The organism is Mesobacterium pallidum, assembly GCF_019966535.1.
GTDB classification, from domain to species: Bacteria; Pseudomonadota; Alphaproteobacteria; order Rhodobacterales; family Rhodobacteraceae; genus Mesobacterium; species Mesobacterium pallidum.
In genome coordinates this window covers 176,853-203,837 of the sequence record NZ_JAIMID010000006.1, presented here as the reverse complement: position 1 = coordinate 203,837, position 26,985 = coordinate 176,853, and the positions used below count along the sequence as shown (strand labels likewise).

At 65.5% G+C, this 26,985-nt stretch carries 30 protein-coding genes; 14 read left to right on the top strand and 16 right to left on the bottom strand.

The features are described 5' to 3' along the window. Window positions 1–65: 65 nt before the first annotated feature. Window positions 66–1,712, bottom strand: coding sequence for a lysine--tRNA ligase (locus MF270_RS11185; RefSeq protein WP_238365963.1), 1,647 nt, complete (start codon window positions 1,710–1,712; stop codon window positions 66–68). A gap of 157 nt (window positions 1,713–1,869) precedes the next feature. Between MF270_RS11185 and MF270_RS11180 the strand changes: the two genes are divergently transcribed. Beyond that, entirely contained in the window at window positions 1,870–2,295 is a 426-nt protein-coding gene (locus MF270_RS11180; RefSeq protein ID WP_238365962.1) for a tellurite resistance TerB family protein, read from the top strand. Window positions 2,296–2,520: 225 nt separating this feature from the next. Continuing rightward, window positions 2,521–2,949 carry a GFA family protein gene (locus MF270_RS11175; RefSeq protein ID WP_238365961.1) on the top strand — a complete coding sequence of 143 codons (429 nt, stop codon included), beginning with the start codon at window positions 2,521–2,523 and terminating at the stop codon, window positions 2,947–2,949. Window positions 2,950–3,094: 145 nt separating this feature from the next. On the opposite strand, the gene dacB is transcribed toward MF270_RS11175, so the two are convergent. After that, a complete protein-coding gene (gene dacB, locus MF270_RS11170) occupies window positions 3,095–4,642 on the bottom strand; it encodes a D-alanyl-D-alanine carboxypeptidase/D-alanyl-D-alanine endopeptidase (RefSeq protein WP_418887879.1) in 1,548 nt (515 codons plus the stop codon). A gap of 48 nt (window positions 4,643–4,690) precedes the next feature. After that, window positions 4,691–5,317, bottom strand: a complete 627-nt coding sequence (locus MF270_RS11165; RefSeq protein WP_238366045.1) for a nicotinate-nucleotide adenylyltransferase — start codon at window positions 5,315–5,317, stop codon at window positions 4,691–4,693. Window positions 5,318–5,407: 90 nt separating this feature from the next. Here MF270_RS11165 and MF270_RS11160 point away from each other — a divergent pair, with 90 nt between their 5' ends. Continuing rightward, on the top strand, window positions 5,408–6,280 hold the full coding sequence (locus tag MF270_RS11160; RefSeq protein ID WP_238365959.1) for a bifunctional helix-turn-helix transcriptional regulator/GNAT family N-acetyltransferase: 873 nt from the start codon (window positions 5,408–5,410) through the stop codon (window positions 6,278–6,280). A 72-nt stretch (window positions 6,281–6,352) separates the two neighbouring features. Then, a complete protein-coding gene (ettA, locus tag MF270_RS11155; RefSeq protein ID WP_238365958.1) occupies window positions 6,353–8,005 on the top strand; it encodes an energy-dependent translational throttle protein EttA in 1,653 nt (550 codons plus the stop codon). A gap of 21 nt (window positions 8,006–8,026) precedes the next feature. Here the strand turns inward: ettA and MF270_RS11150 are convergent, their stop codons facing one another. Then, the gene (locus tag MF270_RS11150; RefSeq protein ID WP_238365957.1) at window positions 8,027–8,332 is read right to left on the bottom strand and encodes a hypothetical protein; all 306 of its coding nucleotides are present in this window, start codon (window positions 8,330–8,332) and stop codon (window positions 8,027–8,029) included. A 155-nt stretch (window positions 8,333–8,487) separates the two neighbouring features. Between MF270_RS11150 and MF270_RS11145 the strand changes: the two genes are divergently transcribed. The 3 genes from MF270_RS11145 to MF270_RS11135 all read left to right on the top strand — a co-directional run bounded on the left by MF270_RS11145 (window position 8,488) and on the right by MF270_RS11135 (window position 10,637). Continuing rightward, window positions 8,488–9,060 carry a L,D-transpeptidase gene (locus MF270_RS11145; protein ID WP_238365956.1) on the top strand — a complete coding sequence of 191 codons (573 nt, stop codon included), beginning with the start codon at window positions 8,488–8,490 and terminating at the stop codon, window positions 9,058–9,060. A 42-nt stretch (window positions 9,061–9,102) separates the two neighbouring features. Continuing rightward, on the top strand, window positions 9,103–10,236 hold the full coding sequence (locus MF270_RS11140) for an NAD(P)/FAD-dependent oxidoreductase (RefSeq protein ID WP_238365955.1): 1,134 nt from the start codon (window positions 9,103–9,105) through the stop codon (window positions 10,234–10,236). A 212-nt stretch (window positions 10,237–10,448) separates the two neighbouring features. Then, complete coding sequence (locus tag MF270_RS11135; RefSeq protein WP_238365954.1) at window positions 10,449–10,637, top strand: hypothetical protein; 189 nt, start codon at window positions 10,449–10,451, stop codon at window positions 10,635–10,637. An 81-nt stretch (window positions 10,638–10,718) separates the two neighbouring features. Here the strand turns inward: MF270_RS11135 and trxC are convergent, their stop codons facing one another. The 4 genes from trxC to MF270_RS11115 form a co-directional block, all read right to left on the bottom strand. Further along, window positions 10,719–11,156 (bottom strand): thioredoxin TrxC, encoded by a 438-nt coding sequence (trxC, locus tag MF270_RS11130; protein WP_238365953.1) that lies wholly within the window; start codon window positions 11,154–11,156, stop codon window positions 10,719–10,721. Between the two features lie 69 nt (window positions 11,157–11,225). Then, window positions 11,226–11,504 (bottom strand): DUF6455 family protein, encoded by a 279-nt coding sequence (locus MF270_RS11125; RefSeq protein ID WP_238365952.1) that lies wholly within the window; start codon window positions 11,502–11,504, stop codon window positions 11,226–11,228. Next, a complete protein-coding gene (locus MF270_RS11120) occupies window positions 11,501–11,782 on the bottom strand; it encodes a DUF6455 family protein (protein WP_238365951.1) in 282 nt (93 codons plus the stop codon). Before MF270_RS11120 ends, MF270_RS11125 begins: the two co-directional genes overlap by 4 nt. A gap of 70 nt (window positions 11,783–11,852) precedes the next feature. Further along, window positions 11,853–12,347 carry a GNAT family N-acetyltransferase gene (locus MF270_RS11115; protein ID WP_238365950.1) on the bottom strand — a complete coding sequence of 165 codons (495 nt, stop codon included), beginning with the start codon at window positions 12,345–12,347 and terminating at the stop codon, window positions 11,853–11,855. Between the two features lie 77 nt (window positions 12,348–12,424). Here MF270_RS11115 and MF270_RS11110 point away from each other — a divergent pair, with 77 nt between their 5' ends. The 3 genes from MF270_RS11110 to MF270_RS11100 all read left to right on the top strand — a co-directional run bounded on the left by MF270_RS11110 (window position 12,425) and on the right by MF270_RS11100 (window position 15,986). Next, entirely contained in the window at window positions 12,425–13,036 is a 612-nt protein-coding gene (locus MF270_RS11110; RefSeq protein ID WP_238365949.1) for a flavin reductase family protein, read from the top strand. 103 nt (window positions 13,037–13,139) lie between these two features. Continuing rightward, entirely contained in the window at window positions 13,140–13,547 is a 408-nt protein-coding gene (locus MF270_RS11105; protein WP_238365948.1) for a DUF4864 domain-containing protein, read from the top strand. Between the two features lie 147 nt (window positions 13,548–13,694). Further along, window positions 13,695–15,986, top strand: coding sequence for a glycosyl hydrolase family 28-related protein (locus MF270_RS11100; RefSeq protein ID WP_238365947.1), 2,292 nt, complete (start codon window positions 13,695–13,697; stop codon window positions 15,984–15,986). Window positions 15,987–16,032: 46 nt separating this feature from the next. Here the strand turns inward: MF270_RS11100 and MF270_RS11095 are convergent, their stop codons facing one another. Continuing rightward, window positions 16,033–16,527, bottom strand: coding sequence for a HugZ family pyridoxamine 5'-phosphate oxidase (locus MF270_RS11095; RefSeq protein ID WP_238365946.1), 495 nt, complete (start codon window positions 16,525–16,527; stop codon window positions 16,033–16,035). A gap of 43 nt (window positions 16,528–16,570) precedes the next feature. Here MF270_RS11095 and MF270_RS11090 point away from each other — a divergent pair, with 43 nt between their 5' ends. From MF270_RS11090 to MF270_RS11080, 3 genes are read left to right on the top strand one after another with little or no spacing between them, the layout of a single operon-like run. Continuing rightward, window positions 16,571–17,467, top strand: coding sequence for a DUF6206 family protein (locus tag MF270_RS11090; RefSeq protein WP_336246008.1), 897 nt, complete (start codon window positions 16,571–16,573; stop codon window positions 17,465–17,467). After that, window positions 17,457–18,035: a hemerythrin domain-containing protein gene (locus tag MF270_RS11085; RefSeq protein WP_238365945.1), complete on the top strand. Its 579-nt coding sequence runs from the start codon at window positions 17,457–17,459 to the stop codon at window positions 18,033–18,035. Before MF270_RS11090 ends, MF270_RS11085 begins: the two co-directional genes overlap by 11 nt. Window positions 18,036–18,045: 10 nt before the next feature. Continuing rightward, the gene (locus tag MF270_RS11080) at window positions 18,046–18,687 is read left to right on the top strand and encodes a pseudouridine synthase (RefSeq protein ID WP_238365944.1); all 642 of its coding nucleotides are present in this window, start codon (window positions 18,046–18,048) and stop codon (window positions 18,685–18,687) included. Here the strand turns inward: MF270_RS11080 and MF270_RS11075 are convergent. The 7 genes from MF270_RS11075 to MF270_RS11045 are packed head-to-tail and all read right to left on the bottom strand — an operon-like array spanning window position 18,635 to window position 23,586. Then, complete coding sequence (locus tag MF270_RS11075; RefSeq protein ID WP_238365943.1) at window positions 18,635–18,994, bottom strand: hypothetical protein; 360 nt, start codon at window positions 18,992–18,994, stop codon at window positions 18,635–18,637. The two genes, MF270_RS11080 and MF270_RS11075, sit on opposite strands and share 53 nt — an antisense overlap. Window positions 18,995–19,007: 13 nt before the next feature. Beyond that, window positions 19,008–19,394 carry a response regulator gene (locus tag MF270_RS11070; RefSeq protein WP_238365942.1) on the bottom strand — a complete coding sequence of 129 codons (387 nt, stop codon included), beginning with the start codon at window positions 19,392–19,394 and terminating at the stop codon, window positions 19,008–19,010. Window positions 19,395–19,434: 40 nt separating this feature from the next. Then, window positions 19,435–20,280 carry a CheR family methyltransferase gene (locus MF270_RS11065; RefSeq protein ID WP_238365941.1) on the bottom strand — a complete coding sequence of 282 codons (846 nt, stop codon included), beginning with the start codon at window positions 20,278–20,280 and terminating at the stop codon, window positions 19,435–19,437. After that, complete coding sequence (locus MF270_RS11060; RefSeq protein WP_238365940.1) at window positions 20,277–20,750, bottom strand: chemotaxis protein CheW; 474 nt, start codon at window positions 20,748–20,750, stop codon at window positions 20,277–20,279. Before MF270_RS11060 ends, MF270_RS11065 begins: the two co-directional genes overlap by 4 nt. Further along, window positions 20,734–22,935, bottom strand: coding sequence for a chemotaxis protein CheA (locus MF270_RS11055; protein ID WP_238365939.1), 2,202 nt, complete (start codon window positions 22,933–22,935; stop codon window positions 20,734–20,736). The genes MF270_RS11060 and MF270_RS11055 overlap by 17 nt, the downstream gene beginning before the upstream one ends. Window positions 22,936–22,945: 10 nt before the next feature. Continuing rightward, window positions 22,946–23,311, bottom strand: coding sequence for a response regulator (locus MF270_RS11050; protein WP_238365938.1), 366 nt, complete (start codon window positions 23,309–23,311; stop codon window positions 22,946–22,948). Continuing rightward, window positions 23,308–23,586, bottom strand: coding sequence for an STAS domain-containing protein (locus tag MF270_RS11045; RefSeq protein ID WP_238365937.1), 279 nt, complete (start codon window positions 23,584–23,586; stop codon window positions 23,308–23,310). The genes MF270_RS11050 and MF270_RS11045 overlap by 4 nt, the downstream gene beginning before the upstream one ends. A gap of 191 nt (window positions 23,587–23,777) precedes the next feature. On the opposite strand from MF270_RS11045, the gene MF270_RS28420 reads away from it, so the two are divergent. Next, window positions 23,778–26,924, top strand: a complete 3,147-nt coding sequence (locus MF270_RS28420; protein ID WP_418887877.1) for a methyl-accepting chemotaxis protein — start codon at window positions 23,778–23,780, stop codon at window positions 26,922–26,924. Window positions 26,925–26,985 lie beyond the last annotated feature (61 nt).

Here is a 26,985-nt window from a genome sequence, read left to right as displayed (position 1 = left end):
TGTGGCGTGGCCCGTATGACGCTTCAAGTGTGGTCCGGCCCGGGTGCCCGAGCCGGGTGTGCGCGTCAGGCGGCCAGCTTGCCGGCCAGCCCGTCATCGAGCAGCGCGATGGTCTCGTCCCGGCCGTAAAGCGCGATGAAGCTGCCGAACCGCGGGCCCTGGCTGGCGCCCAGCAGCACCTCGTAGATCGCCTTGAACCAGTCGCGCAGCGGCTCGAATCCATGCACCTTCCCGACGGCAAAGACGATGCTCTGCAGGAAATCCTCGTCGGTATAGTCCACGGCCGGCGCGGGTTCGTCCTTGCCGTCCAGCGCGTTCTTCTGCGCGATCAGCTCCAGCGCCTTGCCCGCGTCCGCCAGCGCCGCGCGCAGGTCGGTCAGTGCCGCGCGCTCCTGCTCGGTCGGGGCGCGGTAGACTTTCTCGGGCTTCACGAAGTCGTTGTAGTAGCGCACCGCATAGCCGGCGGCCGCATCGAGGCCCGGATGCGTCTCGGGCGTGGCATCGGGCGCGTATTTCGCGATGAAGCCCCACAGGGCCGACTTGTCCTCGGCCGAGGCGGCAGAGGCGAGGTTCAGCAGCATCGAGAAGGTCACCACCATGTCCGAGCGCGGCACATCGCCGTTGTGGATGTGGTAGACCGGGTTCGCCAGCTGCTTGTCGATGTCCTGATCGTGGTAGGCCCGCAGCTGCTGGTGATATTCGTCCATCGCCTTGGGGATCACGTCGAAATACAGACGCTTGGCCGTCTTGGGCTTGAGGAACATGAAATACGACAGGCTCTCGGTCGAGGCATAGGTCAGCCATTCGTCGATCGAGATGCCGTTGCCCGACGACTTGGAGATCTTCTGCCCCTTGTCGTCAAGGAACAGCTCATAAGTGAAATGCTCGGGCGCCGGGGTGCCGAGGATCTCGCAGATCGCGTCGTAGATCGGCGTGTTGGTGCTGTGGTCCTTGCCGTACATCTCGAAATCGACGTCCAGCGCGGCCCAGCGGGCGCCGAAGTCGGGCTTCCACTGCAGCTTCACATTGCCGCCGGTGACGGGCAGGGTCCATTCGCGGCCGGTCTCGTCGTCGAAGGTGATCGTGTAGTCCTGCGCGTTCACCTCCTTCATCGGCACGTAAAGCACGCGGCCGGTTTCGGGGTGGATCGGCAGGAAGATCGAATAGGTCGCCGCCCGCTCATCGCGCAGCGACTTGAGCATCACCTTCATGATGTCGTCGTATTTCTCGACCGCGCGCTTCAGCACCTCGTCGAACTGGCCGGACTTGTAGAACTCGGTGGCCGAGAAGAATTCGTATTCGAACCCGAAGGTATCAAGGAACCGGCGCAGCATGGCGTTGTTGTGGTGACCAAAGCTTTCATGCGTCTCGAACGGGTCGTAGACCGAGGTCAGCGGGCGTTGCAGGTCCTCGCGCAGGCGGTCCTGGTTCGGCACGTTGCCCGGCACCTTGCGCATGCCGTCCATGTCGTCCGAGAAACAGATGAGCCGCGTGGGGATGTCGCTGATCACCTCGAAGGCGCGGCGGATCATCGTCGTGCGCAGCACCTCGCCAAAGGTGCCGATATGCGGCAAGCCCGAGGGGCCATAGCCGGTCTCGAACAGGACATGGCCCTTTTCCGGCGGCGCTTTCTCGTAGCGTTTCAGCACCCGGCGCGCTTCTTCGAAGGGCCAGGCTTTCGAACGCATCGCGGCGTCGCGCAGATCGGACATGTCTCTCTCCATTCTCGCGGGGCGGCGGGGGCCGCCCGGGAACAACAGCGCGCGTCCTACGCCCGTGGTCGTCTCAGGTCAATATGGCGCAGGGCTGTTGCGGGGCGGCCCCGGGGGCCATATCCTCTGCATCGACAACGATTTGGAAAGATGTCCCATGCCCGCCGATATGTCCCACCCGCTCAGCCCGCAGGATTGCCTTGTCGCGCTGATGATCGCCGTGTCCGTGTCGGACGAGAACATCCGCACCGCCGAACTGGTCAAGATCGAGAGCGACGTGGGCAACCTGCCGATCTTCGGCAATTACGACGCCGACCGGATCAAGGACATGGCCAAGATCGTGTTCGACCTGTTCGAGCAGGAAGACGGGCTGGACGCGCTGTTCGGCCTCGTGCGCGCCAACCTGCCCGAGCGCCTGTTCGAGACCGGCTATGCGCTCGCCTGCGATGTGGCGGCCGCCGACGGCAAGACCGCCGAGACCGAGCTGCGCCTGCTGGAAGAGATCCGCTACGAGCTGAACATCGACCGCCTGCACGCCGCCGCCATCGAGCGCGGCTCGCGCGTGCGGCATATGGTGGAGTGAGGGGCGGCGGACTTTGTGACGTCTGCTAGTCGGACAAAGCGGGCTTTTGGCATCCTTCGCGTAGACTGGCTCTATGCCTCTTGGCGTCCGAGTTACCCGTGGAACCCGCCTGCAAACTTGGCGCATCGAAATTATGCCTGTAGCCGGGCGAAAGCTGCTATGGTCTCTGTTCGCGATGAGAGAAGGCAATGCGCCTACTACATCTGCGACTGAAAGACTCCCAAAATGTCTAATCCGACAAAAGGAACGTGCTTCTGCGGCGCGGTGGAAATCGAAGTTTCAGGACCCCCGGAAGCGATGGGATACTGTCATTGTGCGTCTTGCCGTTCGTGGTCTGCCGGGCCTGTCAATGCGTTCACCTTATTCAAGGACGAAAACGTGGTGGTCATTCGAGGTGCAGACCAAATCGGCCATTTCAAGAAGACTGATCGCTCGGACCGCCAGTTCTGCTCGCGATGCGGCGGACATGTGATGACCTATCATCCACAGTGGGGGTTGATGGATGTATATGCCGCCACGATCCCAGACCAGATTTTCGAACCCGGCATCCATGTCAACTATGGCGAGACTGTCCTCCGGATGGTTGATGGCCTACCAAAGATGAAGGACTTCCCGTCTGAAATGGGGGGCAGTGGAGTGACCCTCCCGGAATAGGCACCAGGGAGCCGCGCCCGCTTTTCGACGAGAGGTGAACCAGAGACCGCATCGGGCTCGGAGCGGCCATTGGCGATCAGGCTGAGACGGGCGCCGAGACCTGCGGTGTGCGAGGACACGGGTGATCGTCGGACGCAGGCTTGCCTCAAGTCGCGTACAAGAACGACCACCGCTGGATCAGCGCCTGTTGCAGCCGCTTGGACCGGGCGTTCCAGTAGCTCGACCCGGCGGGGCGCTCGCGGTCCTCGGGGGGGATGCCGGCGCGTTCGTCCATGTTGGCGGTGAAGATGGCAAAGGCCATCTGCGTGCCATCCGGCCCCGTCGCATAGCCCGCCAGGCAGCTGACGAAGTTCAGCGTGCCCGTCTTTGCCACCACCTGGATCGGGTGGTTCGGCTGCGGGCGGCCCTGGTCGTCGCGGATCGCGATGTCCTTCAGCAGCGGCGGCAGGTCCGATTGCGCGACCCGCGCCAGCAACGTGGCCAGCGACGCCGTCGACACGCGGCTGTCGGCACCAAGCCCCGAATGATCGACCAGTTCCGTGCCCTGCATGCCGTGGACCTCGCGGGCCCAGCTGTTCATCGCCGCGGCGCTGGCGCGCAGCGTGGCGGGCACGCGGCCGGTGCGCCGGGTCGTGGCGGCGACGCCCAGCACCTCGGCCGTGAGGTTGGTGGAATAAAGCAGCATGTCCCGCGCGATCTCGCGCAATGGCGCGCTTTGCTGCCGCGCCAGCACGGGGCCGGAGGGGCGCGCGCCAGCGCTTTCGGGCGCTTTCAGCACGATGCCCTGCGACCGGGCAAAGGTCTGGAAGACCTCGCCGGCGTAGATCTCGGGCTTGCGCATCGGCAGCCAGCGCGATCCGCCGGTGCCGAGCGCGCCGCGCGCCACGGTCCATTCGTCGCGCCCGCCGCGGTCGTCGTAGGTGTAGACCGGCGAGCCGCGGGTCGAGACCTGCATCCGCGCCACCGAGACCTCGGGCCGGTACTTGGCGCTGCGGGCATCCATCGCGACCGTGTAATTGCTGCCCGCCTTGGTCCACTGGAAATGCACGCGGTTGAAGTTCAGGTTCAGCCCCGACACGGCCGGGTTGTAACCGACCTGGTCGGGTTGGTCCGGGTCGATCTCGGGCACCTGGGTCAGCGCGCCGCCCCAGACCAGGAACCGCCCACGCACCTCGCGCAGCCCGCTGTCCTTGAGCTTTTGCGCCAGCGCGGCCAGCGAGTCGGTGTCGAGGGTCGGATCGCCTCCGCCGGCCAGCACCAGGTCGCCGTCCAGCACGCCGTCTTTCGGCGTCGCGGTTGCCAGCACCTGTGTTTCGAACCGGTGCTCGGGGCCCAGCGTTTCCAGCGCGTAAAGCGCGGTCAGCGCCTTGGCGACCGAGGCCGGGGGCATGGTCGTGCCGGTGTCATGTTCCTCGAGCACGAGGCCCGTCTTCACGTCGACCACGGAATAGCTGACATGACCGCCCAGGCGCGCCTCGGCGATCAGCTCTTCGGCCGGCGGGGCGAGGCGCAGGATCAGGTCCTCGTCGCGCGCCTTGGGGCGCAGACCGTCGAAGTCGGGGATCGGCGCCGCCGCACCATCCGGCCGCGCATGGGGACGCAGCGAGCGTGCCAGCGGGTTGGCCGTGGCGGCGCCCGCGGCACTGGCCAGCAGTCCCGACAGGACCGCGCGTCTGCTGAGCTGTTTTTCCATCGCGGTCAGCCTAATCATGGTGGGGCAAGGGGGACAAGCGGCGCGGTTTCACTTTTTCGCAGCCTCGGCGCCGGTCGGCAGCCACCCGCCCGAGGCGCGGATCGCCGAGGAGGAGACCGGCGTCATCGGCATATTCAGGAACACCCAGGCAGGGGCCTTGCGGCGCGGCAGAAGGGCCGCCTGCTCTGCCCGCAGCCGGCCGCGGTGGAACACGGTCGCCGCCTTGGCGGTGCGCGCCGCGATGCGGATGCCGGGCCGGGCGAAGATCGCCATGGGGGTCGTCATCACGATCTCTTTCCAGTCGCGCCAGCGCGAGAGCTGCACCATGTTGTCCGCCCCCATCAGCCAGACGAAGGTCACGCCCGGGTAGCGACGGCGCAGCATGCGCAGGGTCTCGGCGGTGAAACGGGTGCCAAGGCGCGCCTCGATGTCCGTGATTTCGACGCGGGGGTGATCCATCAGGCGGCGCGCATGGCCGATCCGCGCCGCCATCCCGGCGGGGCCTTGCGCCTTCAGCGGGTTGCCCGGGCTCACGACCCACCACACCCGGTCGAGCGGCAGCCGCCGCAACGCGGTTTCGGTCAGCTGGACGTGGCCGTCATGGGCCGGGTCGAAAGACCCGCCCAACAGGCCGATCACCTGGCCCCGGCGCGCATATGGAAAGCCGTTTCGCATCGCCTTGGTTTTGACGCGCCCCGGGGCGAAGTCAATCTTTCCCATCGATTGGCCCTTGCGACGGGATTTGGTTGACGGTAGTCAACGATCATGCTGGACCCCGTCGCACGCCTTCGCCGTTTCAACCGCGCCGTCGCCCTCGAGATCGGGGCGCTGGACCAATCCTACCTTGGCCGGGGCCGCCCCCTGGGCGTCGCGCGGATGCTGACCGGCATCGGGCCGGAGGGGGCCGAGGTCGGGCAATTGCTGGGGGCGCTGGGCATCGACAAGGCGCAGCTGTCGCGCGGGCTGCAATCGCTGGAAGCCGAGGGGCTGATCATGCTTGCGGCCGACCCCGGGGACGGCCGGCGCCGCATCGCCCGACTGACCGAGGCCGGCAAGGCCGAGGTCGCGGAATACGAACGCCTGTCGCAGGATTTCGCCGCCGAGATCCTGTCGCGCCATCCCCGCATGTCGCGGCTGCTTGATGCGATGGACCTGATCGCCTCGACCCTCGGGCAGGAGCGGATCGCGCTGGCCGAGACCGACCCGACCGACCCCGCCTCGGTCCATTGCCTTGGACGCTACTACGCCGAACTGGCCGAGCGGTTCGCGCAGGGCTTTGATGTGAACCTCAGCCGCGACCCCGATGCCGCCGACATGCGTGCCCCGCGCGGCGGCTTCCTGGTCGCCTGGTCGGACGGGATACCGTTGGGCTGTGTCGGGCTGAAAGGGCAGGGCGGCGCGGTGGCCGAGGTCAAGCGGCTGTGGATCGCCCCCGCCGCGCGCGGGCTTGGCCTGTCGCACCGGCTGATGGACCGGATCGAAGACATGGCGCGGGGGCTGGAGATCGCCACGCTGAGGCTCGACACCAACTCGGCCCTGCACGAGGCGGTCGCGCTGTACCGCGGGCGCGGCTGGGCCGAGATCGACCGGTTCAACGACGACCCGTACCCCGATCATTTCTTCGAGAAACATCTCTGAGCGCCGGATTGCACGGGAAGCGCCCCTCCTCTATCAGGGGCCGAACCCGAAATGCGAGGCGAGGATATTCGAATGGCCTATCAGTATGTCTACCACATGGATGGCGTCTCAAAGACCTATCCGGGTGGCAAGAAATGTTTCGAGAACATCCGCCTGTCCTTCCTGCCGGGGGTCAAGATCGGTGTCGTCGGCGTCAACGGCGCGGGTAAATCGACCCTGCTGCGCATCATGGCCGGCTGGGACAAGGATTTCAGCGGCGAGGCCTGGGCGGCCGAAGGCGCCAAGGTCGGCTACCTGCCGCAGGAGCCGCAGCTGGACGAAAGCCTGAGCGTGCGCGAGAACGTCATGCTGGGCGTGGCGGAAAAGAAGGGCAAGCTGGACCGGTTCAACGAGCTGGCGATGAACTACAGCGACGAGACCGCCGACGAGATGGCCACGCTGCAGGACGAGATCGACAGCGACAACCTGTGGGATCTCGACAGCCAGATCGACGTCGCGATGGAGGCGCTGCGCTGCCCCCCCGACGACGCCGACGTCGCGACCCTGTCGGGCGGGGAAAAGCGCCGCGTCGCGCTGTGCAAGCTGCTGCTGGAAGCGCCCGACATGCTGCTGCTGGACGAACCGACCAACCACCTTGACGCCGAAACCATCGCCTGGCTGCAACAGCACCTGATCGACTACAAGGGCACGATCCTCTGCGTCACGCACGACCGTTATTTCCTCGATGACATCACCGGCTGGATCCTCGAACTGGATCGCGGGCGGGGCATCCCCTACGAGGGCAATTACTCGGCCTGGCTGGAACAGAAGGCCAAGCGCCTGTCGCAGGAAGCGCGCGAGGACAAGGCCAAGCAGAAGACGCTGGAGCGCGAGCTTGAATGGATGCGGCAGGGCGCCAAGGCGCGCCAGGCCAAGTCCAAGGCCCGGATCCAGGCCTACGAGGAAATGGCGAACCAGTCCGAGCGCGAGAAGGTCGGCAAGGCGCAGATCGTCATCCCGAACGGCCAGCGCCTGGGCGGACGGGTGATCGAGGTCGAGAACCTCAAGAAGCATATGGGCGACAAGCTGCTGATCGAGAACCTGTCTTTCAGCCTGCCGCCGGGCGGCATCGTCGGCGTGATCGGCCCGAACGGCGCCGGCAAGTCGACCCTGTTCAAGATGCTGACCGGGCAGGAACAGCCCGACGAAGGCACCATCGAACTGGGCGATACGGTGCAGCTGAGCTATGTCGACCAGTCGCGCGACGACCTGAACCCGGGCGACACCGTGTGGGAGGCGATCTCCGGCGGGGCCGAGGTGATCCAGCTGGGCGACGCCCAGATGAACAGCCGCGCCTATTGCGGCGCCTTCAACTTCAAGGGCGGCGACCAGCAGAAGAAGGTCGGCCTGCTGTCGGGCGGGGAACGCAACCGCGTCCACATGGCGCGCCTGCTGAAAGAGGGCGGCAACGTCCTGCTGCTTGACGAACCGACGAACGACCTGGACGTCGAAACCCTGCGGGCGCTCGAGGATGCGCTGGTCGATTTCGCCGGCTGCGCGGTGGTGATCTCGCACGACCGCTTTTTCCTCGACCGGATCTGCACGCATATCCTGGCCTTCGAGGGCGAGGCGCATGTGGAATGGTTCCAGGGCAACTTCGAGGATTACGAGGAAGACAAGAAGCGTCGCCTCGGGGCCGATGCGCTGGAACCCAAGCGCATGAAGCACAAGAAGTTCAGCCGCTGAGACGCGGCGTCCCGGCCCGGCCTATGCGTCGGGCCGGGGCGGGCGGCGTTGCAGGCTGCGCCGGGCAATGGCCAGCGCCTCCTCGCGCCTCATGATGTCGTCGGTGTCGCTGCAATCGGCCACATGGGCGTCGAAGGCGGGCGCAGTGCGCGCCATCTCTTGCCGGACCCTGGCAGTCCAGTCGTCGCCGGCGTCCTGAGTGGGCCTGAGGCGCGCCAGCAGCCGGCCGAGATGGACCGACAGACGCTGTGGCCCGCCGTCTGTCGTTGGTACCGAGAGGTCGATCAGATCCGGAGGCGAATCGGGGGAGGCGGAGGCATGTGTCATGGCTCCATCACGCCGCAGCAGGCTTAACAACGGGTTAATCGGGCCGCGGCTGGGGCGGTGGTGCCTCACGCGCCCGTCATTTCCGGCATGGACATATTTGACAATCTGCACTTGAACAGCACAATTATCGACCGAAGCCACAGTCGGAGCCTGCCATGATCCCCCGCCGCCATTTCCTTGCCACCGGGCTTGCCGCCGCCGCAACCACCACGCTTGCCGCGCCGGCCATCGCGCAGACCGCGTTCCAGCTGGCGCCCGAGCTGATGCCGCAGCTTGTCAGCCTCAAGAAACCCTACGCGGCCGGGCAGATCTTCATTATCCCGCAAAGCCATTTCCTGTACCTCACGATGGAGGACGGCACGGCCATGCGCTATGGCGTGGGCGTCGGCAAGGCGGGGCTGAGTTTCCAGGGTACGGCCACCATCTCGGTCAAGAAGGAATGGCCGACCTGGCGCCCGACCGACGAGATGATCGAACGTGACCCCGGCGCCTACGGCAAGTTCAAGGACAACGACTATGTCCAGCCGGGTGGCCCGGGCAACCCGCTGGGCGCGCGGGCGCTGTACCTGTTCCAGAACGGGCGCGACACCTATTACCGCATCCACGGCACGACCGCGCCGAATTCCATCGGGCAATCGGTGTCGAACGGCTGCATCCGGATGCTGAACGAGCACGTCATGGACCTGTACCAGCGCGTGCCCGTGGGGACCGTCGTCACCGTCTTCTGATCGGGCCTTGTCCGACGCGACACGCCCTGTCATGTGAGCGCCATGGACAGCTATGACCTGATCGTGATCGGCTCGGGCCCCGCCGGGGGCGCGGCAGCGTTCGTGGCTGCCCTCGCAGGGCTGCGCGTGGCCTTGGTCGACCGTCATGTCTTTCCGCGCGACAAGTTGTGCGGCGGCGGCTTCACCGGGCGGTCGATGGCGCTGTACCGCGAGATCTTCGGCACCGACCCCGTCGAAACCGACCGCCGCGACCGCTACGAGTTCCACGCCCATGGCCAGGCGCTGGGCGTGATAACGGACGTCCCGCCCATGTACCTGACCACGCGGCTGGCGCTGGACAACGCCATCCATGAGCATGCCGTTGCGGCGGGGGCCGAGGCGATCACCGGGCTGGTGAAGGACATCGAGGGCACGGTGGTCACGCTCGAGGGTGGCCGGGCGCTGTCGGGCCGGCTGCTGATCGGTGCGGACGGTGTGAAAAGCCGTGTCGCCCGGGCGCTGTTCGGCGAGAGCTTTGACGCCCGGCACATCGGGTTCGGCTTCGAGATCGAGGCGCCGCCGCAGACGGGTGATCCGGCGATCCGCATCGACTTCGGTGCGGCGGAGTGGGGCTATGGCTGGTCCTTCCCCAAGTCGGGCAGCACCACCATCGGCGTCGGCGGCGTGCTGAGCCGCAATCCGGACATGAAAGCGTCGATGGCCGCCTACATGGCCGAACTTGGGGTGACGGACCCGCCGAAGATCAAGGGGCACCACCTGCCGTTCGGCGCCTTCCGCAAGGTGCCGGGGCAGGGCGACGTCCTGCTGTGCGGAGATGCCGCCGGCCTCGTCGACCCCATCACCGGCGAGGGCATCGCCTATGCCATGCAAAGCGGTGCCCTGGCCGGACATGCCGCGGTTGAGGCCCTGGCCGAGGGCGCGCCGGGCACGGCACTGCCCTGCTACACCGAGAGCCTGAAACCGATCCACACGGCGCTGCGACAGGCGCGCGCGATCCGTCTGCTGATCTTTGCCCGGCCCATGCGACGGGCCTTTCTCAAGGCGTTTTCAGGCCAGGGCGGGCTGAAACGTGACTACCTGCGCATGATGGCCGGGGAGCTTGAATACCCCGACCTGACTCGCGCTGTGCTGCGGCGTTTGCCCGCGCATCTTGCCCGGGCCGCCCGGCTGCGCTGAGCGCCGGTGAATGGAGCGAGTTCGGGAATCTTTTTAAGACACTGAAAACTATTCGGAAATTTCAGACATCGACCGGGTTGTGTGAGGCGCCCTGGCGATGCATGACCCGAAATGGGTCCATCCGTGCCACATTCGTGCCCGATTCCGACAGTTATCTGACCCTACAGCGCGAGACAGGCGCCCAAGGGAAAAGGACGGCGACAATGGCAATCATGGCTTTCGTTATCGGCGGGATCGCAGGTCTGGTGTCGGCCATCGCGGCAAGCGTTTTCCTTGGCTTCGGTCTCCTGGCCGCATTTGGCATCTACATGCTGGTCTCGACCACCCTGCCGCTGGCGGTGCTGATGCGCGAAGCCGGCAAGGACCCGATGGGCGGAGAACTGGCGGCCGTCGCGGCCTGACGCGAAATCTTTCGGCAGACACGAAAACGGCGACCCCTGGGTCGCCGTTTCGCGTTTCGGGGGGGCGTGGTCCGCCCGGTGTCAGCTCATATGCGCCTTGATCCAGCTTTCGATCTGCGCGGCAGGCATGGCGCCTGACTGTCGGCCTTTCTCACGCCCGGCGGCAAAGGCGGCCATCGTGGGAATTCCGCGGATGCCATAGGCTTGGCCGGCCTCGGGGTGATCCTGCGTGTTCAGCTTGACCAGCCGCACCTGGCCGTCAAGCGCCTGAGCCGCCTTGGAATATTCCGGCGCCATCATCCGGCACGGGCCGCACCAGGGCGCCCAGAAATCCACGACCAGCGGCACCTGGTCGGTTTGGGCGGCCTTTCGCAGCGTGGCCATGTCGACCTCGCGCACCTTGGCGCCCATCAGCGGGCTGCCGCAGGTGCCGCATTTCGGTCCGGCCGCGAGCTTGCCCTCGGGCACCCGGTTGACCTGGCCGCAGTCGAGGCAGGTGATCTTTTTTCCTTCGGCCATTGCTCGGCCCTCGCACTACATGTTCAGCTTCGTGAATATATAGGGAGGGGATCGGCGCTAGGGAAGGGGTCAGCCGTTCTTTTGCATCGCGCGCAGCTGGTCAAAGACATGCCGGTTCTCGCAGCCCTCGGGGGGCGGGGCGGGCTCTTGGTCCAGCGCGCGCTGGTCCATCCAGCGCTGGCAGCCCTGCGACCAGTCGCACTGCTGGCACTGGTGGACCATGCCGGCCCAATCCTCGGCCTCGATGGCGGCCTTGTCCCAGGCCTCGGCCAGGTCGACGCCGACGGCCTTGGCCATGCGCTGGACCAGCCAGTAATGGTCGCGGATGTCGCCGATGCGGTCGCTCATGCCCCCGTCTCCTGTTGCAGGCGGTCCAGGAGGGAGCGGTTGCGGCAATAGCCGGGGGCGGCGAGGGGCTGTCCCTCTCCCTTCGCCGCCGCACCCAGGACATCGTCGCAGGCCCGAACGCAGGCGCAGTCTGTGCAGGCGAGTACCGCATCGGCAATCTGTCCGAACGGCAGCGCGCCGCTCAGCGCGGCCTCTTGCAGGTCAATCCCCAGCGTGCTGGCCATGTCGTCGAAAAGAGCCGCGTGGCGGCGCAGCTTGTTTGTGCGGTCGGTCTGCATGGGGCGGGTCCTGTCCGTTCATGTCGCAACGTAAACTGGCAGGACGCGGGACGGGCCGCCTTGACTCAGATCAACCCGTGCTGAACCGGGTGACCGGGCCGGTCACGTCGTCCCAGGCGCCGGGCAGCAGCTCGAGCCCGAGGATGCGGTCCGGATTGGTGGGGGGCGGCATCTCGACCCCCGTCAGCTTGTCGAACCCGAAGCGGTTGTAATAGGGCGCGTCCCCGACCAGCAGCACCCGCGCCCAGCCCCGGCGCGCGGCCATCGACAGGCTGTCGCGGATCAGCACGGCCGCCAGCCCTTCGCCCTGGTGGGTGGGGTGGACGGCCACGGGGCCCAGCAGCAGCGTGCCCGACGTGTCGCCCACCATCACCGGCCAGTAGCGGATCGCCCCGCTGAGTGTGCCGTCGGCATCCCGCGCGACCAGCGACAGGTCGGCCACGGGGGGCACGTCGTCGCGCAGCCGGTACGAGGACAGGGCCGTCCGGCCCGGGGCAAAACAAAGGTCGTAAAGCGCTTCGACCTCCCACCAATCGTCTGGCGTTTCCTGTGCGTAGCTAAACACTGGGCCTGCGGTCCCCCGATTACACTGGATGCAGGGCTAGCATGACGCTAGATGGGTTTCAAACCAAGGAGTTGCCCATGTTCTATCGTCCGGCCGACGGCCATGGCCTGCCGCACAACCCGTTCAACGCCATCGTGACCCCGCGCCCGATCGGCTGGATCTCGACCCGCGATGCGCAGGGGCGGGACAACCTTGCGCCCTATTCCTTCTTCAACGCGGTCGCCTATGTGCCGCCGCAGGTGATGTTCGCCTCGACCGGGTCCAAGGCAGACCGGGGGGACACCAAGGACAACGTGTCGAACATCCGCGAAACAGGTGTGTTTTGCGTGAACATCGTCGGGCACGAGTTGCTGGACGCGATGAACGCGAGCAGCAAGACGTTGCCGGCGGGGGAGGATGAATTCCTCCATGCCGGGCTGGAAAAGGTCGATTGCGAGACGATCCCCTGTGCGCGGGTCGCGGCCGCCCCGGCAAGCCTGGAATGCCGGATGACGCAGATCATCCCCTTGGCGGGAAAGAGCAATTTCCTGGTGCTGGGAGAAGTCACTGGCGTGCATATGCGCGACGATTGCCTGGTGGACGGGCGCTATGACCTGACCGTGGCGCAGCCCGCCTCTCGCCTGGGCTACCGCGACTACACGATCGTCAAGGACCTTTTCGAGCTGGCCCGCCCCGACGACCAAGTTTAGTGGTTAGCCAAAGGTTAATCACTTTATTTCGGTAAGGACACAAGATCCGGGGGCGCTTGCCGGCCCCGTTTTGCGGCCTACCTCAACGCGAGGAGGATCGCCCATGATGTTTCTCAGAACCCTTGTGCTGGCATTGGCGCTGCCGATGATGGCGATGGCACAGACCGGCCCTTCGGCCGAGATCCAGTTGACCATCCGCCAGCAACTCGATGCCTTTCTCGAAGGCGACGTCGCGCGCGCCTTCAGCTTTGCCAGCCCCGGCATCCAGCAGATCTTTCGCACCCCCGAGGTGTTCGGCGGCATGGTCGAGAACGGCTACCCGATGGTGTGGCGCCCGGGCGAGGTGCGCATGCTCGACCTGCGAGAGGAGGGCGGATCGCTGTGGCAGCGGGTCGTCATCCGCGACGCGGACGGGCGCGACAACATGCTGGATTACCAGATGCTGCCGGGCGAAGACGGCTGGCGCATCGGCGCCGTCCACCTGCTGACCGACCGCGGGCTGTCAGCCTGAGACGCAACGGCCACCGTCACGGGCGTCTCAGCGCCGCTTAAACCCTTGTTGATACCCCTGTCGCATCCGGTGCCATGCCACGGCGCCACGAGCGATCGACACATCCCGCTGGGCGCGAGGCCCGAGGGACAGGCGAAGGGGATATTGATGAACAAGGCAATTACCGATGGCGTGGTCTTCATGCCCCCGGCCTTCTCGGTGGGGCTGGATCAATGGTCGAGCGAAGACGGCACGCCCGGTTCGGCGACCTATGACGGGGCGGTCAACGCGGCCTTCGTGCCCGCGGACCAGGACTTTGGCGGCTGCCTTGAGCTGGTCAAGACTGCCTCGACCCAGAAGCTGCGCTACATGGGGCAGACGCCCATGATCCCGGGCTGCTACCTGCGCATCACCGCGCGGGTGAAAGCGATCTCGGGCAACCTGCCGAGTGTGCGGATCGCGGGCTGGGCCGGCGACGCCAGCGAAAACCACGTGACCGGACTGACGGAAACCGGCCCCTCGGTCACGCTGACGCAATATGGCGAGATTGTCGAAGTGAGCGCCATAGTCGGCAGCGGCACCCGCGGCGGCGTGGACATGCCCTGGGGCGTGACGCCGATCTACGGCCACTTCGGGCTGGACCTCACGGGCCTGACCGGCGGCGTCGTCCGGATCGACGACATCGTGATCGAGGACGTCACCAATTTCTTCCTGCTCGACATGCTGGGCCGCGTCGACGTGCGCGACTACGGCGCCAAGGGCGACGGGGTCACGAACGACAGCGCCGCCTTTGCCGCGGCCGACCAAGCGGCCGGCGGGCGCACCGTCTACGTCTCGGCCGGGGTTTACCACCTGGCGGATTCGGTCACCTTCTCGAGCGAGGTGGAGTTCGAGGGCACGCTGGTCATGCCCGACACCGCCGTGCTGTCGCTGACCAAGAACTTCGACCTGCCGGTCTATATCGATGCCTTTGGTGACGAGGAGCAGGGATTCCGGAAAGCCTTCCAGTCGCTTCTGAACGACAGCGACCACGCGACGCTGGACCTCGGGGGACGCCGGATCACCATCAACGGCCCGATCGACATGCAGCAGGCGGTGAACAACCGCACCTATTTCGCGCAGCGCCGGGTGATCCAGAACGGCCAGCTTTATGCCTCTGGCACCACGGTCTGGGACACGGATGAATACACGAGCCAGGCGACTTATTCGACGGGCAACGCGCTCGAGCTGACCAACGTGACCAACGTGGCCAACATCCCCGTGGGGTCGCTGGTCGAGGGCAATGGCGTCGGCCGCGAGGTCTACGTGCGCGCCAAGAACGTCGGCGCCCAGACCCTGACGCTGAGCGCGGCATTGTACGACGCGGCCGGCACGCAGAATTTCACCTTCAAGCGCTTCAAGTACATGATCGACCTGTCGGGCTTTTCCCAACTGTCGAAAGTGCAGTTCAAGAACGTCGAATTCCAGTGCAACAACCTGGCAAGCGGCATCATGCTGGCGATCACCGGATCGCTGTTTCACGTCAAGGATTGCTGGTTCACCCGGCCCCGGATGCGCGGCATCACCTCGATCGGGAACGGCTGCCAGGGCATGCTGATCGACCGCTGCAAGTTCGAATCGGGCGAGAACAACGAGATCACGCAGGACCGCGTGGCCGTGGCGATCAACACCAACGGCAACGATGTCAAGTTGCGCGACAACTGGGCGTCGCAGTTCCGCCACTGGGCGGTGATCGGCGGCGGGTCGAACGTGATCTCGAACAACCACTTCTTCCAAGGCGACAGCGTTTCGGGCGGCATCCGCACGGCCGGTATCGTGCTGACGCAGAACGACAATGCCAGCACGATCATCGGCAACTACATCGACAACTGCTTTGTCGAGTGGACGAACGAGCACGATGCGAGCCCGGATTTCAGCTCGGGCTTTGGCTTCTCGGGGCTGACGATCCAGAACAACGTGTTCCTCTGCGGCAACGTCGCGCCCTGGTTCAGTTTCGTCGTGGTCAAGCCCTATGGGTCGGGTTGGCCGATCAAGGGGCTGAACGTGTCGGGCAACATGTTCCGCGTCGTCGGCACGGTGATCGACCGGGTCGAGCGAGTGGACACCAGTTTCGCCAATGTGGACAGCTACGGGTTCCGGGACATCGTGTTCACCGCCAACGCCTTCCTCAACGTGGACGTCCAGACGCACAACCCGCTGACCAAGGTGTTCGACCAGAACACCGAGGCGACGACCTGGGTGGTGCCGATGGCGCCCGAGTTGCCCTTTGGCGGGCGGGTGCGGCAGGTGCTCTCGGCCCAGCTGACGGATGATCTGCGCAACTCGGCCAACGTCAAGCAGTACCTGGCCTGTTATGCGCATCCCTATTCGGGCGGCAGCGAAAACCAGGTCCACGTGGAATGGCCGCAGGCCGTCCGGGGCCAGGTGACGGTGACTGCGCGCTGCGACGTCGGGCCGTAAGGTGTGTTGATACCGAATTGGAAGCGCCCCCTTCGCGGGGGCGTTTTCATTTGGCGAGGTCGTCCGGCGTCAGCTCGAACGCCTTGCCGAACCCGCCGTTCAGCAGCGCCCGGGTCGGGGTGAACAGCACGTAGCGGAAGTCGCCGAAATCGGCGTAGAGGCGGGCCTTGGGATGGTCTGCCAGGTAGCGGTCTGCCAAGGGCGCATGGCGCGGGTCGTCTCGGGCGACGATCTCGGCCCGCGCCTGGATCGACAGGCGTGGATGGGTGAGCGGGTCGCCCTTGTCGCCGGGCTCTCCGACCAGGAGCGCGCAGTTCGGGTCTTTGGCGAGCGCGGTCGTGTGCTGCGACAGGGTCGAGACGAGGCTGAGGGGCGTGCCACGCGCGTCGGTGCCCAGGGCGATCCGCGTGACCATCGGGGTGCCGGTGGTGGCATCGGTCACGGCGAGCGCGGCAAAACGCGCGCCTTCCAGCAGGGAGCGGGCGAGGGCCCGCGCCTCGTCATCCGTGGGGCGGATCGGGTTGATCTTGTCGGCGCACATGAGGCCATTGGTGCGCAGGATGCGACGGGATGCAAGGGGCGGGGTGCTTTCCCCCGCCGCGGTGCCGGGCTATATGATCCGCGACACCGGACAAGGGCAGGGCATGGCGGATCTCAAGGCACTCGAGGCGCTGGTACGCGAAGGGCGCGGCGCGCCGATCTCGCGGCTGGGCTATTTCTGCGCGCCGTTCCGGGCCGGGCCGGGGCCGTTTGCCGGCAAGGTCATCAAGATCTACCGTGGCTCGCGCGACCTGGCGCAGATGGAGCGGCTGGCGACGGCGCATTCCGATTACCTCGAGGTGTTGCAAGCCTGCGGCGTGACCATGCCCGAGACCGCCTTCCACCTGCTCGAGATGGATGGCGGCTGGGTGCCGGTCGTGGTGCAGGAAGGGTTGCCGGATGCGTCCATGATGCGGCCGCAGATGCTGGAAGCGGACCTGCCCGGCGCGCTGGCGCTGATGGAGGAGGCAGGCCAATGCATCGCCACCTTCTGGACCCGGGTGCAGGGCGATCCGCGGCGCATCGGCTTTCATCCTTCGATCCGCAATTTCGCGATCATCGACGGGCGCGCGGTGTTCTTCGACAGTTTCCCGCCGCTGATCGACTATTCGCGCGACGAGATGGGGCGCATGCTGCTGCTGTTTTCGGAAAAGCGGCTGATGCGCGTCGTCGGGCCGCTGCTGATGCGCAGGGTCACGGGCATTCAGGACGAATGGTATTCGCCGCCCGAAACGCTGGTCGGGCTGGTCGGCAGCGCCTGCCGGCTGCGACCGGACGACCGCGCGGCCTTCCTCGACTGGGGGCGCGACTTTGTCGTGCGCGAAATGGCGCCCTGGGCCGACGCGGCGCTCGAGGGGCTGGCGCGGCCGCCGCAGCTGCCCGGATATTGGACCACGTTCCGCAAGCTGCTGGGATTGCAGGGAGAACCCAATGTCGGATGATCAAGAAGACCTGGCGCTCGACCTGCGGGCGGGCCTGCCTGATCCGCTGCGCGCCCTGGTCAAGGAATTCCCCCGTGACGGTTGGGAACAGCATCCGGAGTTCCAGGGGCTCATCAGCTTCTGGCTGGATCGCCACCTGATGTTCCGGCGGCTGTGCGAAGCAATGATCCAGGACGCCCAGACCACGCTTGATGGTGGGATGGAACCGCGGCAGATGGCCGGGCGACTGTCGCGCTATGGGTCGGCGCTGGTGAACGACCTTCATGGGCATCACCAGATCGAGGATGGGCATTACTTCCCGCGACTGACCACGCTTGACGCGCGCATGGCGCACGGCTTTGACCTGCTCGAGCGGGATCACGCGCAGATGGATGGCCTGATCGCCGGTTTCGTCGACGCGGCAAACACCGTGCTTGCCGGGGCCGATGCAGCCGGGGGCGCGACGGATCGCGTGGGCGCCTTCCACGCTCATCTTGGTGATTTCTCGGGACTGCTTGAGCGGCATCTCTTCGACGAGGAAGAGATCGTGGTGCCCGTGATCCTGAAATACGGCGCGAACGGGCTTTAGGGCAGACGCAATGGCGCGGTTGGTTCTGTTCAACAAGCCCTACGATGTGCTGTCGCAGTTCACCGACCGTGCAACGGCAGGTGGTCCCCGACGCACCCTTTCGGATTTCATCGATGTGCCAGGCGTTTATCCCGCCGGTCGCCTGGATCGCGACAGCGAAGGGCTCTTGCTGCTGACAGACGACGGCGCCCTGCAGGCGCGAATTTCGTCACCGCGGGACAAGTGGCCGAAAACCTACCGGGTGCAGGTCGAAGGCATTCCCGACGCGGCCGCCCTGGCTGCGCTGGGCAAGGGTGTGACTTTGAAGGACGGGCCGACCCGCCCGGCCAAGGTCCGCGCGATCCCGGAGCCCGAGGGGCTCTGGGCACGCAATCCGCCGATCCGGGTGCGGCCAACAGTGCCCGACAGCTGGATCGAACTTGTCCTGACCGAGGGACGCAACAGGCAGGTGCGCCGGATGACCGCAGCGGTCGGCCATCCGACCCTGCGCCTGATCCGAGCCTCGATCGGTCCCTACGATCTGACCGGACTGGCGCCCGGCGAGTGGCGGATGATCGAACTGAGCGATACACGCGACGCCGGACCCAGGAGCGAGCCGGTCAGAAAAAGTCAACGTGGCCCGAAACGTCGGCCGACAGGTCGACATTCTTGACCACCAGTTGATCCAGGATGCGATCCTTCAGGCTGTCCAGCCGCACCTTCGCGATGGTGTCATGGGTCAGGATCGTCGTTGCCAAGGTCGGTTCCTCGGCGAGACGCCCCATCAACCCCTTGAGATCGGCGATGATCTGGATCTGCTGATCGAGACGCTGGATGTTCCGCATCGGGTTGCCCCCGGTTGATTTCCCCTCGATCAGGTCCTGGATGGAATGCTCGATCTCCAATGCAGCGGTTTCCATCATGCCCAGTTCCTCGGACAATCGGTTCAGCAGCGCCGGTAGTCCGACGATCTTGGTCATTGCGCGACCTCCTTCAAAGCTTTCCGACGACCCGTTCGATGCAGGCTTTCATCGCCTCCTGCGTGAAGGGCTTCTTGATGTAGTTGTTCATGGCGAGCTGGCGGCCCTGTTCAATGATTTCCGGCTCGGGCCGCCCTGTGACGAGGATGAAGCCAATCCGTTGCGTCGCGCGGTTCATCCGCAACCCGCGCAGCAGCTGCAACCCGTTCATGTTGGGCATGTTGAAATCCGAAATCACCAGGTGCACCGGCTGGGCCGACAGTGCCTGCAGCGCGGCCTGGCCATCGGCGGTGGTCGTGTAATGCTTGATCCCGATCCAATCCAGCGCCTGGGTGATCAATTCGCGGCTGACCGACATGTCGTCGACCACCATGACGCGAAGCGTTTCTCTCAGGGACATTTTTGTCTTTCCTTTCCTCAGGCCGGCCCTTTGGGCTGGCTCAGGCGATCTTGGTGTAGGTTGTGACGTCGGTGTTCTTGAAGTGCGCGGCAGCTGGTCCGCTCACCCGTTCCGAATGGCCGATGTAGAGCGTTCCACCCGGCGCAAGGATCGCATGAAAGCGTTGCCAGAGTTTTTCCTGCACTGGCCGATCGAAGTAGATGGCCACGTTGCGACACATGATGACATCGAACTGGCCGCGCATCGGCCAGGCATCAGAGATCAGGTTGAGCTCGCGGTACGAGATCAGCTTGCGCAGGTCCGGGCCGGCACCGACGGTTTCGCGATCGACCTTGGGGATGTACTTCTGGACCGGGGCCGGGATGTCCTGCAGTACCGTCGCCGGGTAATGGCCGGTCTCGGCCCGGGCCAAGACCACGGGGTCGATATCGCTGGCGAGGATGCGCAGGTCGGCCGAGGGGGCGGTCGGCATCACCTCGAGCGCGGTGAGGCCGAGGCTGTAGGCCTCTTCGCCGGTCGAACAGGCCGCAGACCAGATGCGCACCCGCCCGCCTTCGCGGGCCCGTTGCGCGAGATCCGGCATGATCTGCGTTCGGAAGTGGTCGAAGTGGTGCGATTCCCGGAAAAACCGCGTCACGTTGGTCGTCAGCGCCGACAGCGCATGGCCGAATTCCTCTTTCCCGTCCGGGGCGAGGATCAGCTCGCAATAGGCGTCGAAACTGGGCAGACCCAGCTTGCGGATGCGCTTGACCAGCCGTGCGTAGACCAGCGACTTCTTGCTTTCCGGCAGGTTGATCCCGGCGGTCTGCCGCACCACGTCCGCCACCTGGCGGAAGTGCGCCGGCGTGAACTTGAACTCGCCGTTGTGATCGAGGCTCGCGTTCATGCGGCGGATTTCTCCTGCTGGGGCAGCAGCTTGTCGAGATCGATGAGACGCACCATGCGCTCGCCCTCGGTGAAGATGCCGTCGATCAACGACCGCGCCTTTTCCTTGCCGACATCCGGCGTTTCCTGGATGGCGCTTTCGGGCACCGACAGGATGTCGAAAACCGCCTCGACCAGGATGCCGATCACCTGGGTGTCGATGATCGAAATGATGATCACGTTGCGTTCCGATTGCTGCAGCGGCCCCTTGCCCAGCCGGACCGAGAGGTCGACGATGGGCACGACCGAGCCACGCAGGTTGATCACTCCGCAGACGAAATCCGGGGCATGAGGCAGGGAGGTCGCCGGGCTCCAGCCCCGGATCTCGCGCACGGCCATGATGTCGATGCAGAAATCCTGCCCCGCCGCGCGAAAGGCGACCAATTCGCGATGACGACCGCCGGCGCTCTCTTGCTCAAGCTGTTGCTGCATGTCTTTCCTCCATTGCAATGCGGGTCCCGTTCGACGGGTCGCCCACGCGAGAAATCTGTTCAACAAGGCTGGACGGATCGAGGATCAGCGCCACCCGCCCGTCGCCAAAGACCGTGGCCGCGGCGACGCCGTCGATATGGCCGTAGTTTTCTTCCAGCGACTTGATGACCACCTGGCGCTGGTCCTGGATCCCGTCCACAAGAAGCGCCGTGCGGCTGGATTCCTCGTCTTCGATGATGATGACGACCGAGTTGGTCGGATCGTCCTTGGCCGTCCGGAACCCCAGCGCGGCGCCGACATCGACCACGGGGACGTAGGTGCCCCGCACCGAGAGCACCCAGTCGCTGCTGTCCAGCCCGTGGAAATCCTGCTTCGGGGGTTTCAGCGTCTCGACGATGGCGGTGATCGGGATGACCATGGGGTGACCCGCGACCTCGACCACCATTCCGTCCAGCACGGCCAGGGTCAGCGGCAGGCTGACGAGGAAGGACGTGCCCTCATTGGGGCGGGACGAGATGGTGACCCGGCCGCCCAGCGACTGGATGGCGTTCTTCACCACGTCCATGCCGACGCCGCGCCCGGACAGGGCGGACACCTCGGAGGCGGTGGAAAAACCGGGCAGGAAAAGCAGGTTGTCGATCTCGGCGTCGGTCAGGTCGGCATCGGCGGGAATCAACCCCTTTTCGATCGCGATGCTCTTGACCTTGGGCCGGTTGATGCCGGCCCCGTCGTCGGCGATCGTGATCGCCACCCGGCCCGACCGATGCGCGGCCGAGAGGCGGATCGTGCCGGTTTCGGCCTTGCCGATCTGGACGCGCTTGTCCGGCGCCTCGAGCCCGTGGTCGACCGCGTTGCGGATCATGTGGGTCAGCGGGTCGGCCAGCTTTTCGATCACCGCGGTATCGACCTCGGTCATCTCGCCGGCGGTTTCCAGCACGGCCTTCTTGCCGGTCGCGGCCCCGGCTTCGCGGACGATCCGGAACATGCGCTGGAACAGCGGCTTGATCTGCTGGGCCCGGATCGCCATGACGCTTTCTTGGATCTCGCGCGACAGCTGGCTCAACTCGTCGAGGCCAGTGGCCAGTTCGGAGCCCGAAGACAGGCGCATGTTCTCGAGCGCCTGGAACAGCATCGCCTGGTGAATCACCAGCTCGCCGACCACGTTGACCAGCTTGTCGACCCGTTCCAGATCGACGCGGATCGAGGCGTTGCTGCCCTTGGCCTTTTGTTTGCCCTGCTTGTCCCTGGCATCGGCAGCCTGCGCTGCCTCGGCTGCCGCGGGTGGCGGTGCAGGCTCCGACCCTGTGGGCTCGGACACCACGGGCGCTTCGGGCGCAGCCGCGACCTCGACCGGGGCCGGGACCGGCTCTACCGTAGTTGCCGCGGAGACGCCGGAACCCGCGGCCAGGTCAAAAGGGGTGGTATCCAGCGCAGCGCCCTCTGCCGCGTCCCCCTCGGGTCGGATCTCGAGGGTGCAGAGGCCATCGACGAATTCGAACACCTCCTGGATCGCCTGGTCGCTGCTTTCCGTCTCCAGCAAGATCGACCATGACAGGTAGTTTTCCTCGGGGTCGAGATCGTCGAGCGTGGGCACCTCGCTCGCATCCAGCGTGACCTCGAGCGTGCCAAGCTCGGCCAATTCGCGAAGGATACGGAATGGCTCGTGCCCCAGCTGATAGACGTCGCGCGTCGGCCGGAAGGTGATCGCGTGGCGCCCGGCGCCGCCCGTCGCCAGGCCCAGGTCGAAATCGAAACTGACAGGTTCGAATTCGATCTCCACCTCCTCGTCCGAGCTTTTCTCGGGGCCGAGGAACTTGTTGATCAACCCGAGGTTCCGCTCCGTCGCCTCGGTGTCGCTTTCCTCACCGTTGCGGGCCGCGGTCACCAGGTCGCCAAGGTGGTCGCCGCTGAACTGCAGCACCTCGATCAGGTCTTCCTCGGCGGTCATGCGACCGGCGCGCAGCTCGTCCAGCAGGGTTTCGAACCGGTGCGAGAAGCGGACCAGCTCGGTCAGGTCGAAGGCGCCGGCACCGCCCTTGATCGAATGCACCGCGCGGAAGATCGCGTTGATCGTTTCCGGGTCCGATTCGCCCTCGGACAACTCGCGCAGGCCCTCGTCCATCGCGACGAGAAGGTCCTCGCATTCCTGGTAGAATGTATCGAGAAGGTCGTTGCCGTTCGCCATGTTCAGGTCCTCACGATGCGACGCGACGGATCGCCGCCACGAGTTTCTCTTCGTCGAAGGGCTTCACGATCCAGCCGGTCGCGCCCATCTTGCGCGCCTTGGCCTTCAGCTCCTCCGCGCTTTCGGTGGTGAGGATCAGGATCGGCAGGCCCAGCCAGTGGGACTGGCCGCGCACGTTCTCGATGAACCCGAACCCGTCCATTACCGGCATGTTCAGGTCGGTGATCACAACGTCCGGATCGCAATTGCCGAGCTTTTCCAGCCCGTCCTGCCCGTCCTCTGCCAGGGTCACTTCGAACCCGGCGCCGGCCAGGGCGTAGTTCAGCATGTTGCGCATGGTGCGCGAATCGTCGATTGCCAGGACCTTGATCGTCATGCTGCGCCCCTTGCGGTCAGTGCGTCGATGTCGAGCCCGGTCAGTGCCAACGCCCCTTGCATGTGATCCGAGACCTCGCCGATGCCGAAAGCATGGCCGTCCTCGTCCCAGGTGCGGCGCGCCGAAAGCAGAACCTGAAGCGCAAGCGTGCCCAGCGTCTCGACACGCGAGGCGTCGATCGTGACATCCGCCCCGCGCGCCGCACGGATTTCTTCAAGCAGCTTCAACGCCCCCCGCGTATTCAATTTGGTTTCAGCTGTGATGGTCGCAGTCATCTGCACCCCTTCCTCGTCAAGACAGCGGGCCGGCAAGGGCCTTCGGATCAGGCTTCGGACCGGACATTAGGCGGGCGGGGGTTAAGAAATATTTGAGCGCCGTCCACCGATTTGCACCGCGTCGGATTTTTCTTTTCAGAGCAGGGGGAAAGCCCGGATTCGGGCGCTTCGGGGTCGCGATTAACGTCACCTTGAGACTTTTGCCCGAGTGTCTGCCGAGCGATGCCCAGGCGCTGCCGGTCGTCGATGTCACGGAACTGCGGGAAGACGCGATGAAACTGAACAGCATTTCAGTCAAGCTGACGGCGACCATGGCCGTCTTTTGCATACTGGCATCGGGGATCTCGGCCCTGATCGGATACAACGGCGCCCGCAAGGCCCTGATCGAATCGACCGGCTTGAGATTCGAGACGATCCTGGGCGAACGGAGCACCGCGATCGAAACCTGGCTCGAGGGGCTCCAACATGATGCCGAATCCCTGGCGCAATCGGCCTCGGTCCTCAACGCGGTCAAGTTCTTCGGCAGCGCCTGGGATGCGATCGGCGAAGACCAGGCGCGGCTGCTGCGGCAATCCCTGAACGGGCCCGATGCGATCGAGGTGCCACCGACCGTGACCGGCGACGTGGAAAAGGGCCTGTCCGCGTATGCCTCGAGCCACGACCGGTTCCACGCGCATTTCAAGGACCTTCTGCATTGGTACGGGCTTTACGACATCTTTCTCTTCGATACCGAGGGGAACCTGCTTTATACCGTCGTCAAAGAACCCGACTTTGCCGCCAATTTCGCCGAAGGGCAGTATGCCGACAGCGGCCTGGGCCGGGCCTACAGAGCCGCCCTGGCGTCGCAACTCGGCGAGGTCCGGTTCGAGAGTTTCGCGCCCTACGTGCCCTCGGCCAATTCGCCGGCGGCGTTCATGGCGACCCCGATTGTCGACAGGACAGGGCAGACGATCGGCGTCTTTGCCTTCCAGGTGCCGGACAATGTCCTCAGCGACGTCGCGAACACTGCCCAGGGGCTTGGCGAGACAGGGGAAGTGATCCTGTTCGACAAGGATGGTCACCGCCTGACCGCTGGCCGGCACGAAGCCGATGCCACGTTCTGGGCCCCGGTTGTCGAAACGCCGATCATCGCGGCGGCGCGGCTCGGCGAACCCGGTGTCATGATCGGCGAGACCGGCCAGGAAGGACAGCCTGTGATGGCAACCTTCATGTCCCTCAGGGCGTTCGAGAACACCTGGTACGCGGTGATCGAGGCAGACAGTGCCGAGGTCATGCAACCGGTCGCCCAGCTTCGGAACGCGCTCATCTGGAAACTGGCGGTCACGGCGGTCATCGTCGCTGCGCTCAGCTACCTGTTGTCGCTCAGCGTCTCCAGGCCACTGGTGGGCCTGTCGCGGGTCATGAACGCCATGGCCGGCAAGGATTACAGCCACGAGGTTCCGGCCAAGGGGCGCGGGGACGAGATCGGGGCCATCGCCCAGTCGCTCGAGGCGTTCCGCGGCATGCTGGTCAGGGGCGAGGAAACCGCCCGCGAGGTCAGCTTCAAGAGCGCGGCCTTCTCGAATACCGAAACGCCGATGATGATCATCGATCGTGACCTGGTGATCCAGTATCACAACGATGCCGTGTCCAGGTACTTCAGCGAGAATGTCGCGGAAATGCGCGCGGCTTACCCGGATTTCGACCCGGACAGGCTGATTGGCACCTGTATCGACACCTTCCACAAGCACCCGGCACATCAGCGGCAGCTGCTGTCGGACCCGGCGAACCTGCCGCACACGGCGGAAATCCGTCTGAGCGCGTTGATGATCAAGCTGCGGATCTACCCGGTGCGCGACGCCAAGGGTGCTTACGTCGGCAACGTGCTGGAATGGCTCGACGTGGGCGAGGCCCAGATAAACGCCGGCACGCTGGACTCGCTGCGCCAGAACCAGATTCTTGTCGAATACGACATGGAGGGCCGGGTCGCCAAGGGCAACACCCGCTTTTGCCGCAGCTTCGGCTTCTCGGAAGACGAGGCGGTCGGCAAGCGCTTTGCCGATCTCTTCGAGGAACCCGCCCATGCCAAGGCAATCTGGGACGAGGTGCGCAGCGGCGGCTTCCGGACCGAAAAGACCCGGCGCAGGAACAAGAATGGCGACTATGTCTGCATCGAATCCAGCATCAGCCTGGTCAAGGACAACACCGGCAAGCCGTATCGCATCATCGAGATCGGGGCCGACGTGACCGAGATCGAGGCTGCCGCGATGGAGGCGCGCCGCCGGCGCGAAGAGATGGAGCAGAGCCAGAAACACGTGGTGGCCGAGTTGCGTCGCGGCCTGGCGGCCCTGTCCCATGGTGACCTGTCGGTCACGCTCGACCAGCGCTTCGCCTCGGAATACGAAGAGCTCCGGTCCGATTTCAACGCGACCGTGACCACGCTGATGACCACGCTGCAACAGCTTATGGACGTGGCCCGCAACATCCGCAACGGCACGGTCGAGATCAGCCAGGCCGCGGATGACCTGTCGCGCCGGACCGAGAACCAGGCCGCCACGCTGGAAGAAACCGCCGCCGCGCTGGAGGAGATGACCGAAAGCGTCCGCTCGGCCGCCGAGGGCGCGTCGAAAGCCGATACCATCGTCAAGGATGCCCGCGAGAACGCGATTGCCAGCGGCAACGTGGTGCTGGAGGCGGTGGACGCCATGAACCAGATCGAAAGCTCGTCCAAGCAGATTTCGCAGATCATCGGCGTGATCGACGATATCGCCTTCCAGACCAACCTGCTGGCCCTGAACGCCGGGGTCGAGGCGGCGCGCGCCGGCGATGCGGGACGCGGCTTTGCCGTCGTCGCCTCGGAAGTGCGGGCGCTGGCGCAGCGCTCCTCGGACGCGGCGAAGGAGATCAAGACGCTGATCAGCCAGTCCTCGCAACATGTCGAGACCGGGGTGACCCTGGTCGGCGATGCCGGCGGCGCGCTGCAGCAGATCGTCGAGAACGTGAGCAACATCTCGAGCCTCGTGTCCGAGATCGCCACATCTTCCCGCGAACAGTCGACGGGTCTGGGTGAGATCAACACCGGGGTCAACCACCTCGACCAGGTGACCCAGCAGAACGCCGCCATGGTCGAGGAATCGACTGCCGCCAGCCACTCGATGAAGCAGGAGGCCGAGAACCTCGCGTCACTCATCGCGGTCTTCAACCTGGGCGATGGCCATCATCAGGTGGTCGCCCCCAAGAAGGCCGATCCCAAGCCTCCCGTCAAAGCGGCAGCCAAGCCCGCTGCGTCCAGCGACTGGGGCACCAGGAAGGCCGTGGGCAGCGACGTGGCCCCTCAAACGGACTGGATCGAGTTCTGATCCGCCAAGTCTCCGGCGCGCCCGGCAAGCGGCGCGTCGGGCCCCCCACTGAAAGCGTGTG